The organism is Agrococcus sp. Ld7 (genome assembly GCF_045064095.1).
GTDB lineage: Bacteria > Actinomycetota > Actinomycetes > Actinomycetales > Microbacteriaceae > Agrococcus.
This window is the reverse complement of sequence record NZ_JBISGY010000034.1, coordinates 100,396-113,260: the sequence shown is the minus strand read 5'-3', so window position 1 is coordinate 113,260 and position 12,865 is coordinate 100,396. Positions and strand designations below refer to the sequence as shown.

The following is a 12,865-nucleotide window of genomic DNA, read 5'->3' as shown; positions in this document are numbered from 1 at the left end:
CTGCCGCATGCGAGCACTCACCTGGCAGTCCAAGCGCACCGTGACGGTCGAGGAGGTGCCGGATCCCACCATCCAGCGGCCGTCCGACGCCGTCATCCGCGTCACGTCGACCGCGATCTGCGGCTCCGACCTGCATCTCTACGAGCTCTTCGGGCCGTTCCTCAGCAAGGGCGACGTGCTCGGGCACGAGACCATGGGCATCGTCGAGGAAGTCGGATCCGATGTCACCCAGCTGCAGCCGGGAGACCGCGTCGTCATCCCGTTCGTGATCGCGTGCGGCGACTGCTTCTCGTGCAGCCGCGGGCTCACCACGCAGTGCGAGACCACCCAGAACCGCGACCAGGGCACGGGCGCCGCGCTCTACGGCTACACCTCGCTGTACGGCTCCGTGCCCGGCGGCCAGGCCGAGCGGCTGCGGGTGCCGCTGGCCGACTTCAACGCTACGAAGGTGGGGCACGACCTGCCGGATGACCGCTACCTGTTCCTCAGCGACATCCTGCCCACCGCGTGGCAGGGCGTCGCCTACGCCAACCTCGAGCCCGGCAGCACGCTCGGCGTCATGGGGCTGGGTCCCGTGGGGCAGTTCGTCGCGCGCATCGGTCGCCACCTGGGGCACCGTGTCATCGCGGTCGAGCCCGTCGCTGAGCGGCGGGCGATGGCGGAGCGCTACGGCGTCGAGACGCTCGAGATGGAGGGAGCCGTCGACGCGCTGCGCGAGATGACCGACGGCCGCGGGCCCGACGCGATGGTCGACGCCGTCGGCATGGAGGCCCACGGGGCGGGCGCTGCCGCTGCCGCTCAGGCGGTGGTCGGGTTGCTGCCGGATGCGCTGGCGCGACCGATGATGCAGCAGGCCGGGCTCGACCGCCTGAGCGCCATGATGACCGCCTTCGATGCGGTGCGCCGGGGCGGCACCGTGTCGCTCAGCGGCGTCTACGTCGGCACGGCCGACCCGATCCCGATGATGACGCTCTTCGACAAGCAGCTCACCATCCGCATGGGCCAGTGCAACGTGCACGCGTGGCGCGACACGCTCCTCCCCCTTGTCGAGGACCCTTCCGACCCGCTCGGCGTCGAGGATCTCGTCACCCACCGGGTGCCGCTGGACCGTGCACCCGAGATGTACGAGATGTTCCAGAAGAAGCACGACGGCTGCATCAAGGTGGTCCTGGAGCCCTGACGGCGCCGTTCACCGCTCCAGCAAGCCGCGTTCTCTGGCGACATGCACGGCACGAGCGCGGCTGTCGACCTCGAGCTTGGTGAAGATGTGCACCAGGTGGCTCTTCACCGTCGCCTCGGTCACGAACAGCGACTTCGCCATCTCGCGGTTGCCGGCTCCGGTGGCAAGCAGCTGCAGCACATCCCGTTCGCGCTCGGTCAGCTTCGGCAGGGGATTGCGGATGCCCTGGATCACCCGTGCGGCGAGCTCGGGCTCGAGCACGGTGTCGCCGGTGGCAGCACGACGGATGCCGTCGACGATGCGCGCGGGCGGGACATCCTTCAGCAGGTAGCCGGCGGCCCCGGCCTCGATCGCGCCGAGGATCTCTGCCTCGCGGTCGAAGGTTGTGAGGATCAGCACGGCGGGTGCCGGTTCGAGCGCGCGCAGCGCCGCTGTCGCCGCAATCCCGTCCATCCCGTCGCCGAGCCGAAGGTCGCAGAGCACCACGTCGGGACGCAGGTGCTCGGCGAGCGCCACCGCCTCCTCGCCGGTGGCCGCCTCGCCGACCACCGTGAGGTCGGCGGATGTCTCGAGCACGGCACGCAGGCCGCTGCGGACCACGGGGTGGTCGTCTACGAGCAGGATCTCGATGGTCATGGCTGCTCCGTGCTCCCTCGTGTGTGGATCGGCAGGTGGGCCGACAGCGCCATGCCCTCGCCCGGCGCGCTCTCGAGATCGAGGCCACCGCCCAGTTCGCGCAGCCGTGCGCGCATGAAGCGCAGGCCATAGCTCGACGGGCCGGCCGACGACGACCCGGTGCCGTCGTCGGCCTCCCAAGCGGCGATGTCCATGCCGCGACCGTCATCGATGATGTCGAGGCGCACGTCCTCCCCCGCGTCGATCAGGCTCACGACCACGCGCGTCGCGCCCGCGTGCTGGCGCACGTTCGCGAGCGCCGACTGCGCGGTGCGCAGCAGCGCGACCTCGACAGCGGTCGGCAGCAGCGGCAGCGATCCATCCACGTGCACCTCCGAGCGCACCCCGGTCTCGTCGCGCATCCGGGCGAGCATGCGCTCGAGCGCCGCCGCGAGCGCATCGTCGAGCTCGGACGGCGCAAGCGCGGCGACGATGCGGCGCACGTCGGCCAGGCTCTCGCTCGCGATCGTCTCGATCTGCTCGAGCGTGCGTGTCGCAGCCGCATCCCGCGCCCGGTCGATCTCGGCGTGCGCGATCAAGTGGATCGACGCGAGCGATTGCGCGATGGTGTCGTGGATGTCGCGAGCGAGCCTCGCTCGTTCGGCCACCGCGCCCGAGTGCCGCTGCGCGAGCGCGAGCTCATCCTGCAGCGCCGCGGTCTCGCGCTGGGCCGCGGCGAGCGACGCGACCAGGCGCTCGCGCTCGGCCGCCTCCCGCAGCAGCTCGAGGTAGCCGCGGGAGATGCCGAGCGCGAAGACGCCGCCGATGAGCGGCCCGAAGACATTGGCGTAGCTCGTCGTGCCCTCGTGGATGACGGGCGCGACCACCACCACGGCGAACACGACGATCGAGAAGACGATCGACCACCCGCCCGCGAGCAGGTGCCCGGCAAGCAGCCAGAGCAGGAACGCGACCCACACGAACTCGGCGGAGACCGCGACGGCAGCGACCCACACCAGCACGAACCCGAGCAGCCACCAGGTGACCGCGCGCCGCGAGCCCCTCCTCGCGAGCAGCATCGAGCCGGCAGTGTGCCAGGCGAGGATCGCAAGGCCGGCGACGATGGCACCGGATGCTGGCGTGCCATCGGTGATCGCGCGGATCGCGCCGATGCTGCTCAGTGCCGCGGCGATCACGTGCTGGCCGATCAGCATTGCGCGGCCGACGGGGCCCACGCCCAGCGCCGGCCCCGCCGTCTCAGACCCCGACAGGGGAAGGTGCACGATGCTCACGGCTCGATTCTCTCCCCTCCGGGTGCGTGCCGCCGGGCCACCAGATGCGGTCGCCCAGGATGCCGAACAGCGCGGGCACGATCACCGTGCGCACCACCAGTGTGTCGACCACGACGCCGAGGCCGACGATGAGGCCCAGTTGCCCGAGCGTCACGAGCGGCAGCACACCCAGCGCGGCGAACACGGCGGCCAGCACGATGCCCGCGCTCGTGATGACGCCGCCCGTGCTCGCGACCGCGCGCACCATGCCGTCGCGCGTCCCGTGCATGCGCGACTCGGCGCGAGCGCGGTGCACGAGGAAGATCGTGTAGTCGATGCCGAGCGCCACGAGGAAGAGGAACGCCAGCAGCGGCACCTGGAGGTCGAGCGCGCTCTGATCGAGCAGCACGCGGCTGAGCCAGGCTCCCGCACCGATCGCCGCGAGCGCACTGGCGCCGTTCACCAGCAGGAGCACCACCGGTGCCACGATCGACCGCAGCAGCACGAGCAGCACGATGAAGCTCACCGCCAGCACGAGCGGCGCGATAACCAGCAGATCCTGCATGTTGCCGGCCCGCGCATCGAGGTCGGTCGCGGCGCCGCCGCCGACGAGCGCATCCGCGCCCGACACCGCGTGCACGGCGTCGCGGAGCCGCTCGGTCAGCGCGAGGCTCTGCTCGGTGCCCGGCGCGAACGCACCGGTCACCATGATCTTCGTGAGCGCGCCATCGCCGGTCCCCGCGACGGGGTGGGCGCGCACGACGCCCTCGATGCCGTCGATCGCGTCGAGCACCCGATCCGCGTGCCCGCTGTCGGACACCACGAAGGTGGGTTGTGCTTCCCCTGGCGGGAAGTGCGCGGAGAGCGTCTCGAGGCCCTCCGCCGACTCCGACTGCACGCGGAAGCGCTCGAGCTGGTCGAGTCCGACCGTCGTGCCCACCAGGCCACCGGCCATGACGGCGAGCAGCGCGAGGCCGGCGCCGAGACTGATCGCAGGGCGGCGCATCACGCCTCGGGCGATCGCCCTCCATGCCCTGCCGTGCGATGCCGCAGCGCCCGGGCGCGGGATGAACGGCCAGAAGACCCGCCGGCCCAGCAGCGCCAGCAGCGACGGCAGCGCCAGCAGCACCGCGCCGACGGCGATGAGCAGGCCGACAGCAGCGGAGAGCCCGAGGCCGCGCGTACCGGGGATGACGGCGAGCACGAGCGTCAGCAGCGCGAGCACGACGGTCACGTTCGACGCCAGGATCGCGGGCGCGGCGTGGCGCCACGCGTCACTCATGGCACGGCGGTGGTCGCCGGTGAGGAGCAGCTCCTCCCGATAGCGCGAGATCAGCAGCAGCGCGTAGTTCGTGCCAGCGCCGAAGACGAGCACGCTGATGATGCCTGCGTCGAACTGCAGTCCGAGCGCCGAGCCGAGCGCAGCGGTGGTGACGCCGGCGACGCGATCGGCGAGGGCGACGACCGTGAGCGGGATGAGCCACAGGATGGGCGAGCGGTAGGTCACGATCAGCAGCACGGCGACGATCAGGATCGTCACGAGCAGCAGCGTGAAGTCGGCGCCGTCGAACGCCGCCGCGACATCGGCACCGAAGGCCGGGCCGCCGGTGACCTGCAGCTGCAGCCCGGTGATCGGATGATCAGCGATCGTCGCTCGCAGCGACGAGATCGTCTCCGCCGTCTCGCCGTTGCTCTCCCCCACCGTGATGGGAGCGACCAGCAGCGCCGCGGCACCGTCATCGCTCACGAGCGGGCCCTGAGCATCGGCCGCGGTCTCTGTGCCGAGCACGGGCACGAACGCCTCGAGGGCGTCGAGGTCGGATGTCGCGAGCGCGCCGCCGTTGACACGCGACGCGACGACGAGCACCGACTGCTGGTCGGCGTTCGGGAACTCCTCAAGCAGCGCGGCGACGCGCGACGACTCCGAGTCCGCCGGCGCACTGTCGCTGCCGGCCGGCTGCTCGGCGCCACTGAACAGCCCGAGCAGCGCAGTGAAGCCGAGCAGCACGAGAACGAGACTCACCCACGCTCCGCGTCGGGAGGTCAAGCGGTCGGAGAGGGGCACGCGCCCGGCAGCAGCAGTCATGCATCCATCCCACCGAGGATCGCGGCGCGTGGCATCGTGCGCTTGACCGCGCCCGGTCTCCATCGTTCGATGGATGCGCGGGCATGCGCGGGCGGCGGTCACGTGACTGCGCGGCGACGGCGGCGTCCCGAAGCGAGGAGATGTCGCGGATCGAGGACGATCGCTCCTCTCCCGGAGACCCCTGCCGAATACGTCCGCTGCTTGGGACGCCGCGGGCAGGAGCGGGTGGGCAGGCGCCGCGGGAGCACGGCGAGAGCCGCAGGAGCGGGGCGCGGGAGCCGCAGGCGCGAGAGCCGCAGGCGCGAGAGCCGCCGGCGCGGTGCCGCGGGCGCGGTGCCGCAGGCACCGCCCGGAAACAGCGAACGGCCCCGGGGTGGAGCCCGGGGCCGATCGTGCGCGAGGGGGGACTTGAACCCCCACGCCCTTGCGGGCACTGGCACCTGAAGCCAGCGCGTCTGCCAATTCCGCCACTCGCGCGAAGCCCAGTCGGAACCGGGCAACTTGACGAGAATATCAGGTTCTTAGGCTCGGCAGGTACGCTAACGGCGGCTGAAGGGAGGTGATGGCACGCAATGGGATTCCTCGATTCGATCGAACGCGGTCTGGAGAAGGCCGTCAATGGCGCCTTCGCGAAGACGTTCCGCTCCGGCGTCGAGCCGGTGGAGATCGCCAGTGCGCTCAAGCGCGAGCTCGACACGCAGGCAAGCGTCGTCTCGCGCGACCGCATCCTGGTGCCGAACCGGCTGACCGTCCGTCTCTCGTCCACCGACTTCCAGAAGCTGCGCCGCCTGGGCGATGCGCTGCTCGACGAGCTGACCGACAGCGTGCAGGCGCACGCGCGCCAGTCGGGCTACTCCTTCCCCGGCCCCGTCGACCTCGGCCTGGAGCCCGATGAGGCCCTCACGACCGGGATGCTCGAGATCCGCTCCGACTCCGAGGCCGGCGAGGTGGTCTGGACGGCGGTCGTCGACATCAAGGGCAAGCGGCACAGGCTGCGCATGGGCCGCACCGTCATCGGCCGCGGCTCGGACGCCGACATCACCGTCGATGACGCGGGCGCTTCGCGCAATCACGCCGAGATCATCTGGGACGGCACACGGGCCCAGGTGAGCGACCTGGGCTCCACGAACGGCACGACACTGAACGGCAGGGCGCTGAAGCACGCGCTGCTCGAACCCGACTCGATCATCGACATCGGCGCAACGCGGATCGTCTATCGCCTCCTGGCGCAGCCGAAGGAGCAAGCGTGAGCGAACTGACCCTCATCGTCATCAAGATCGGCTTCCTCGCCCTCCTGTGGCTGTTCATCTTCATCGTCCTCTACTCGCTGCGCAGCGATCTCTTCGGTCCGCGCCTCACACAGCTCCAGCAGGTGGCCGTCCGCAGTGCCCGCACGCGCGAGGCCGGCGCAGCGTCGGCGGGCGCTGACGCGCCCACCACCGCGACGGAGCGCGCCGCTCCGCAGAGCGCTCCGAAGGCGGCGTCCGGGCAGGCACGGCGCATCGTGGTCACCTCCGGACCGAAGTCAGGCCTCGAGCTCGAGCTGCCGGAGACGGGGCTCACGATCGGGCGGTCGTCGGGCAGCGGGCTGCAGATCAAGGACGACTACACCTCGAACGCGCACGCCAAGATCGCGCGCTGGCGCGACCAGTGGGTGGTGCAGGATCTCGGATCGACGAACGGCACCTTCGTCGAGGGCAAGCGCATCAGCGAGTCGACGGCCGTGCAGGTGGGCACCTCCGTGCGCATCGGCACCACCACGTTCGAGCTGAGGCGCTGAGCTTGAGCACTCCGCTGTCCGCAGCGATCAGCCACGTCGGCCGGATCCGCACCGAGAACCAGGACTCCGGCTATGCCGGGGCCCGGCTGTTCTTCGTCGCGGACGGGATGGGCGGTCACGCCGGCGGCGACGTCGCGAGCGCGATCGTCACGCGCGGCGTGCGCGAGGCCGACAGGGAGTACGAGTCTGCGGAGGAGGCCGCGCAGACGCTCGCTCGAGCGCTGCGCGAGGGCAACGATGCGCTGCAGCAGGCGATGCTCGAGCATCCGGAGCTCTCCGGCATGGGCACGACCGGATCCGGCATCATCCGCGTCGGGGATCAACTGGGCATCGCGCACATCGGCGACAGCCGCATCTACCGCTACCGCGTGGGCGCGCTCGAGCAGATCTCGACCGACCACACGTTCGTGCAGAAGCTCGTCGACGCCGGCCGCATCACGCGCGAGGAGGCCGAGCACCACCCGCGTCGCAATGTGGTGATGCGCATCCTCGGCAACGTGGAGCACGACCCCGAGATCGACACGCTCGTCGAGGACGCGCTGCCCGGCGACCGCTGGCTGGTCTGCTCCGACGGCCTCTCGAGCTACGTCGACGAGGAGCGGATCCGCACGATCCTCGCGCAGGGTCTCGACACCCCGGCGACCGTGCAGCGGCTGGTCAACGAGTCGCTCTCGCGCGGCGCCCCCGACAACGTGACGGTGGTGCTGTGCGACATCGACGAGCGGCGCTCCTCGTCGATCGAGCCGACCACGGTCGGCTCGGCAGCGGCCCCCATCAGCTACGAGGCGGTCGAGCCCGAGCGCACCTTCGTGAGTCTCGGGCAGCTCATCATGCACCCGCGAAAGTCGCGAATGCAGCCGGCCTTCGAGCACTTCGAACCGGAGAGCGAGGAGTTCCTGCAGGAGCTGCTCGCCGAGCAGCGCCGCATGCGCCGCACCCGCCGCATCATCTGGAGCATCGGTGCGATGCTGGTGCTGATCAGCGTGCTCGTCGTCTCCACCGTGTTCTACAGCTGGACCCAGGATCGCTACTTCGTCGGGGTGAACGACACCGGCAACGTCGCGATCTACCAGGGCATCCAGCAGCAGATCGGCCCGTTCGTGCTCGCCACCCAGGTGGAGGAGACCGATATCGCCGTCGACGACCTCACCCCGTTCAATCAGCGCAACGTCGATCAGACGATCTCGGCCGGATCGCTGGAGGCTGCCCGCGCGATCGTCGAGCGATTGGAGCCGTCGCCATGACCGATCAGACCGCTCCGAACGCGCTGCAGACCGGCATCGTGCAGCTGCGCGATGTGACCGAGGCCATCAAGGTCCGCATCCGCAACCCCGCGAAGCTCCGCAACCTGGAGCTCTTCCTGCTGGTGATCGCCTGGGTCATCGCCGGTGGCGCGATGGTGCTCGTGCAGCTCGGCGCCCTGCAGCGCGTCGATCTGCTGCCGCTGCAGCTCGCGGCCGGCCTCGGGGTGCTCACCCTCGCGATGCACGTCGCGCTGCGCGTCGTCGCCCGCGAGGCGGACGCCATCATCCTGCCGGTCGCGACCGTGCTGAACGGCCTCGGGATCGCGATGATCTACCGGATCGACATCGCCGACGGCGTCACCGGGTGGGATGCCTCCTCGATCCGGCAGATCATCTGGACCGGCCTTGCCCTCGTGATCGCCATCGCCGCGATCGTGGTCGTCCGCAACCACCGGGTGCTCGCGCGCTACCGGTACCTCGCGATGGCCATTGCGCTCATCCTCCTGATCCTGCCGCTCGTCCCCGGGCTCGGCCGCACCATCAACGGCGCGACGGTCTGGATCAACATCGGCAGCTTCGCCTCCTTCCAGCCCGGCGAGCTCGCGAAGATCGCGCTGGCGATCTTCTTCGCCGGGTACCTGATGACCGCGCGCGATTCGCTCTCGGTGGTCGGCAAGCGCTTCCTCGGCATCCGCTTCCCGCGGCTGCGGGATCTGGGGCCGATCCTGCTCGTGTGGGGCATGTGCATGCTCGTGCTGGTCTTCCAGCGCGACCTCGGCACCGCGATGCTCTACTTCGGCCTGTTCCTGGTGATGATCTACGTCGCCACCGGGCGCCGCTCGTGGATGTTCATCGGCGTCGGCCTCGTCGCCGTCGGCGGTGTCGCCGCCTACTTCTCGCTCGGCTACGTGCAGCGCCGCATCCACGCCTGGATCCACGCCTTCGATCAGGATGTCTACAGCGCGCAGGGCGGCTCGTTCCAGATCGTGCAGGGCGTGTTCGGGATGGGCCACGGCGGCGTGCTGGGCACCGGTCTCGGCCTCGGTCGGCCCGAGATCACCCCGTACGCCAACAGCGACTACATCGTGCCGTCGCTCGGCGAGGAGCTGGGCCTCACCGGCCTGTTCGCCATCCTCGGCCTGTACCTGATCCTGGTCTCGCGCGGCGTGCGCATCGGCTTCCAGGGTCCCGACGACTTCACGAAGCTGCTGGGCGTCGGCCTCGCGTTCGTGATCGGCCTGCAGGTGTTCATCGTCGTCGGCGGCGTGACGCGGCTCATCCCGCTGACCGGGCTGACGACGCCGTTCCTGGCCGCCGGCGGTTCATCGCTGCTGGCCAACTGGCTCATCGTGGCGCTGCTGCTGCGATTGAGCGACTCGGTGCGCGGAAGGGGGATCGCATGAGCAACGTCGCGCAGGAGCAGAGCATGCGCCGGCCCATCCGGCGGGTGAGCACCCTGCTGCTGATCATGTTCGTCGGGCTGTTCGGGTCGTCGACGATGATCCAGGCGGTGCAGGCGGATGCGCTGCACGCGGACCCCCGCAACACGCGCACGCTCTACGACTCGTTCGCGGTCGAGCGCGGCTCGATCGTGGTCGACGGCGTGCAGGTCGCGCTGTCAGAGCCGTCGAACGACCAGTTCGAGTGGCAGCGCCAGTACCCGGCGGGCGAGCTCTACGCGCACGTCACCGGCTACAACACCCTCGGGCAGGGCAACACCGGCATCGAGGGCGCCATGAACTCCGAGCTGACGGGCACTGCCAGCAGCCAGTTCCTCGACCAGGTGCTCGCGACGCTCACGGGAGAGAGCCCGGCGGGCTCATCCGTCGAGCTGACGATCGACGCCGAGGCGCAGCGGGCGGCGGCGGCCGCGCTGGGCGACCGGGAGGGCGCGGTCGTCGCGCTCGATCCCGACACGGGCGACGTGCTGGCGATGTACTCGAGCCCCACGTTCGACCCCAACGCGTTCGCCAGCCACGACACGGCCGCGGTGACCGAGGTCTACGACCGACTGATCAGCGACCCCGAGGAGCCGCTGCAGAACCGCGCGATCGCCGGCGACCTCTTCTTCCCCGGGTCGGTGTTCAAGGTGGTGGTGCTCGCGGCGGCGCTGGAGTCCGGACGCTTCACGCTCGAGTCGGAGTTCGACAACCCCGCGGAGCTGCAGCTGCCGCAGTCGACGAGCGTGATCCGCAACGCATCGCGCGAGACCTGCGGCCCGGGTGAGACCGTCACGCTCGAGACGGCGTTCATCCTCTCCTGCAACATCCCGTTCGCGCAGCTCGGCCTCGAGCTCGGGCAGGATGCCATCGCCCAGCAGGCGGCCGAATTCGGGTACGGCGAGACGCTCTCCATCCCCCTCACCGTGCTCCCCAGCACCTACCCCACGGATCTCGATGATGCACAGACCATGCTCACCTCCTTCGGCCAGTACGACGTGCGCGTGACGCCCATGCAGATCGCGATGACGACCGCCGCGATCGCGAACGACGGCACCATGATGCAGCCGAACATGATCGATCGGGTGCTCGCCCCCAACCTGGACGTGGTCGCCGCTCCTGAGCCGACCATCCTCGGCAACCCCATCTCGGCGGATGTTGCGGTGCAGATGCGCGAGACGATGGAGCTCGGCGTCCGTGAGGGGCTCGCGACGAATGCGCAGATCCCCGGCGTCACCGTGGGCGGCAAGACCGGCACCGCGGAGACGGGCGAGAACAACGAGCCCTTCAACCTGTGGTTCACGGGGTACGGAGAACTGGACGATCGGAGCGTGGCGGTCGCCGTCGTGATCGTGCCAGATGAGAACATCGTCGGGGACACGTCGAACGTCGTCGCCGCGCCAATCGGGAGAGCAGTGATCGAGGCGGTGCTGAACTCATGAGACCATCCAGCGGACTCACCTTCGGTGGGCGATACCAGCTGACCAGCCGGATCGCCATCGGAGGCATGGGCGAGGTGTGGCAGGCGACCGATCAGGTGATCGGGCGCACGGTCGCGCTCAAGATCCTCAAGGACGAGTACATGGGAGACCCGGGCTTCCTCGAGCGCTTCCGCGCCGAGGCCCGGCATGCCGCGCTCGTCAACCACGAGGGCATCGCGAACGTGTTCGACTACGGCGAGGAGGAGGGCAGCGCCTTCCTGGTGATGGAGCTCGTGCCAGGGGAGCCGCTGAGCGCGATCCTCGACCGCGACCGCACGCTGTCGGCCGACAAGGTGCTCGACATCGTCGCGCAGACCTCCGCGGCGCTGCACGCCGCACACCAGGCGGGCCTCGTGCACCGCGACATCAAGCCGGGCAACCTCCTCATCACGCCGGAGGGTCGGGTCAAGATCACCGACTTCGGCATCGCTCGCATCGCCGACCAGGTGCCGCTGACCGCGACCGGCCAGGTGATGGGCACCGTGCAGTACCTCTCGCCGGAGCAGGCATCGGGCCAGCAGGCGGCGCCGTCGACCGACATCTACTCGCTCGGCATCGTCGCCTATGAGGCACTCGCCGGCAGGCGCCCCTTCACGGGCGAGTCGCAGGTCGCCATCGCGATGGCGCACATCAACGATGCACCGCCGGACCTGCCGGGCACCGTCCCGGAGCCGGTTCGCAACCTGGTCCTCTCCTGCATCGCCAAGACCCCCGCCGATCGGCCGACCTCGGCCGCGCACCTCTCGCGCGCGGCGACCATGCTGCGCCGCGGAGACATCGCCGGAGCCGCCGCGATCGTTCCCGGCATCGCATCGACGGACTCGTTCGCCACCATCGACTCCCCCACCCAGGCGGCGACGCGCGTGATCACGACGCAGTCGACGCCGGTGACTGCAGCCCTGCCCCTCACCGCGACGGTGCCGGCGAGCCGCGCGACCGAGCGTCGCCGCACCAACCCGTGGATCTGGCCGGTGGTCATCCTCGCGGTGCTGCTGGTCGCCGCGGGAGCGGCGATCGTCTGGATGATGATCAACAGCAACCAGGATCAGCCGCAGCCGACCGACACCTCTCAGGTCGCCGAGGAGCCGGATCAGGTGACGATCGATCTCGCCGACTTCGAGGGCATGACCGAGACCGAGTTCCGCAACGCGATCGAGGCGCTCGGTCTGGTGGCGAGCGTCACCACCGGTGACCCGGCGCCCAGCGCCGCGGACGTTGCGCGCGTCTACGCCGTCGACCCGACCGGACCCGTGGACGAGGGCTCCACCATCACCGGCACCATCCATGCACCGGTCGCGGCGATCGCGGATCCCACCGCTGCGCCGCGCCTGCAGGGCGATGCCGACCCGGCCGACCTCACCGCGGGTGAGGCCTACACGGTCGTCTGGGATGCGGCCACCTGTCCTGCCGGCTACACGCTGGCGGGCTACGACGTGCTCATCGAGTGGGCCGTCGGCGAACCGCAGACCCTGCAGATCAACGGGGCGCAGCTGAACATCACCGAGATCCCAGCGGGTGAGACCACCGTCTCCTACACCTACCGGTGCGATATCCAGGGCGGCCAGACCCTGACCAGCGGCTCCTCACCGGTGCTCGCGATGAGCGCATCGGAGCCGGAGCCGGAGCCGGAGCCGGAGCCCGAGCCCACCCCGACACCGACGCCGACGACCGAGCCGGAGCCCACGCTGCCGGTCGAGCCGCCGGACGGCCCGTGACCGCGCGGCTGACGTAGAATCGACCGATCCCTGCGCGAGCCGGGGCGCCCCAGG

The 12,865-nt window shown here is 70.3% G+C and carries 10 protein-coding genes and 1 tRNA gene; 7 read left to right on the top strand and 4 right to left on the bottom strand.

What is annotated here, in order from left to right; translation table 11 throughout:
* Window positions 1-7 precede the first annotated feature (7 nt).
* Window positions 8-1,180 carry an alcohol dehydrogenase catalytic domain-containing protein gene (locus tag ACJJVL_RS11350; RefSeq protein WP_405218771.1) on the top strand — a complete coding sequence of 391 codons (1,173 nt, stop codon included), beginning with the start codon at window positions 8-10 and terminating at the stop codon, window positions 1,178-1,180.
* Between the two features lie 9 nt (window positions 1,181-1,189).
* On the opposite strand, the gene ACJJVL_RS11345 is transcribed toward ACJJVL_RS11350, so the two are convergent.
* The 4 genes from ACJJVL_RS11345 to ACJJVL_RS11330 form a co-directional block, all read right to left on the bottom strand.
* Window positions 1,190-1,816, bottom strand: a complete 627-nt coding sequence (locus tag ACJJVL_RS11345; protein WP_405218770.1) for a response regulator — start codon at window positions 1,814-1,816, stop codon at window positions 1,190-1,192.
* Window positions 1,813-3,087: a sensor histidine kinase gene (locus ACJJVL_RS11340; protein WP_405218769.1), complete on the bottom strand. Its 1,275-nt coding sequence runs from the start codon at window positions 3,085-3,087 to the stop codon at window positions 1,813-1,815. The genes ACJJVL_RS11345 and ACJJVL_RS11340 overlap by 4 nt, the downstream gene beginning before the upstream one ends.
* The gene (locus ACJJVL_RS11335) at window positions 3,053-5,089 is read right to left on the bottom strand and encodes an MMPL family transporter (RefSeq protein ID WP_405218768.1); all 2,037 of its coding nucleotides are present in this window, start codon (window positions 5,087-5,089) and stop codon (window positions 3,053-3,055) included. The genes ACJJVL_RS11340 and ACJJVL_RS11335 overlap by 35 nt, the downstream gene beginning before the upstream one ends.
* 456 nt (window positions 5,090-5,545) lie before the next feature.
* Window positions 5,546-5,629: transfer RNA gene (locus ACJJVL_RS11330), tRNA-Leu, on the bottom strand.
* A 95-nt stretch (window positions 5,630-5,724) separates the two neighbouring features.
* Here ACJJVL_RS11330 and ACJJVL_RS11325 point away from each other — a divergent pair.
* The 6 genes from ACJJVL_RS11325 to ACJJVL_RS11300 are packed head-to-tail and all read left to right on the top strand — an operon-like array spanning window position 5,725 to window position 12,811.
* Window positions 5,725-6,402, top strand: a complete 678-nt coding sequence (locus ACJJVL_RS11325) for an FhaA domain-containing protein (RefSeq protein WP_405218767.1) — start codon at window positions 5,725-5,727, stop codon at window positions 6,400-6,402.
* Complete coding sequence (locus ACJJVL_RS11320; protein ID WP_405218766.1) at window positions 6,399-6,932, top strand: FHA domain-containing protein; 534 nt, start codon at window positions 6,399-6,401, stop codon at window positions 6,930-6,932. The genes ACJJVL_RS11325 and ACJJVL_RS11320 overlap by 4 nt, the downstream gene beginning before the upstream one ends.
* 2 nt (window positions 6,933-6,934) lie before the next feature.
* Entirely contained in the window at window positions 6,935-8,176 is a 1,242-nt protein-coding gene (locus tag ACJJVL_RS11315; RefSeq protein WP_405218765.1) for a PP2C family protein-serine/threonine phosphatase, read from the top strand.
* Window positions 8,173-9,579 carry an FtsW/RodA/SpoVE family cell cycle protein gene (locus ACJJVL_RS11310; RefSeq protein WP_405218764.1) on the top strand — a complete coding sequence of 469 codons (1,407 nt, stop codon included), beginning with the start codon at window positions 8,173-8,175 and terminating at the stop codon, window positions 9,577-9,579. The genes ACJJVL_RS11315 and ACJJVL_RS11310 overlap by 4 nt, the downstream gene beginning before the upstream one ends.
* Window positions 9,576-11,057 carry a peptidoglycan D,D-transpeptidase FtsI family protein gene (locus tag ACJJVL_RS11305; RefSeq protein WP_405218763.1) on the top strand — a complete coding sequence of 494 codons (1,482 nt, stop codon included), beginning with the start codon at window positions 9,576-9,578 and terminating at the stop codon, window positions 11,055-11,057. Before ACJJVL_RS11310 ends, ACJJVL_RS11305 begins: the two co-directional genes overlap by 4 nt.
* Window positions 11,054-12,811, top strand: a complete 1,758-nt coding sequence (locus ACJJVL_RS11300) for a protein kinase domain-containing protein (protein ID WP_405218762.1) — start codon at window positions 11,054-11,056, stop codon at window positions 12,809-12,811. The genes ACJJVL_RS11305 and ACJJVL_RS11300 overlap by 4 nt, the downstream gene beginning before the upstream one ends.
* Window positions 12,812-12,865: the final 54 nt, after the last annotated feature.

Coding starts and splice junctions, on each gene's coding strand:
- ACJJVL_RS11350 (WP_405218771.1), top strand. CDS start 8: ATGCGAGCACTCACCTGGCAGTCCAAGCGCACCGTGACGGTCGAGGAG.
- ACJJVL_RS11345 (WP_405218770.1), bottom strand. CDS start 1,816: ATGACCATCGAGATCCTGCTCGTAGACGACCACCCCGTGGTCCGCAGC.
- ACJJVL_RS11325 (WP_405218767.1), top strand. CDS start 5,725: ATGGGATTCCTCGATTCGATCGAACGCGGTCTGGAGAAGGCCGTCAAT.
- ACJJVL_RS11310 (WP_405218764.1), top strand. CDS start 8,173: ATGACCGATCAGACCGCTCCGAACGCGCTGCAGACCGGCATCGTGCAG.
- ACJJVL_RS11305 (WP_405218763.1), top strand. CDS start 9,576: ATGAGCAACGTCGCGCAGGAGCAGAGCATGCGCCGGCCCATCCGGCGG.
- ACJJVL_RS11300 (WP_405218762.1), top strand. CDS start 11,054: ATGAGACCATCCAGCGGACTCACCTTCGGTGGGCGATACCAGCTGACC.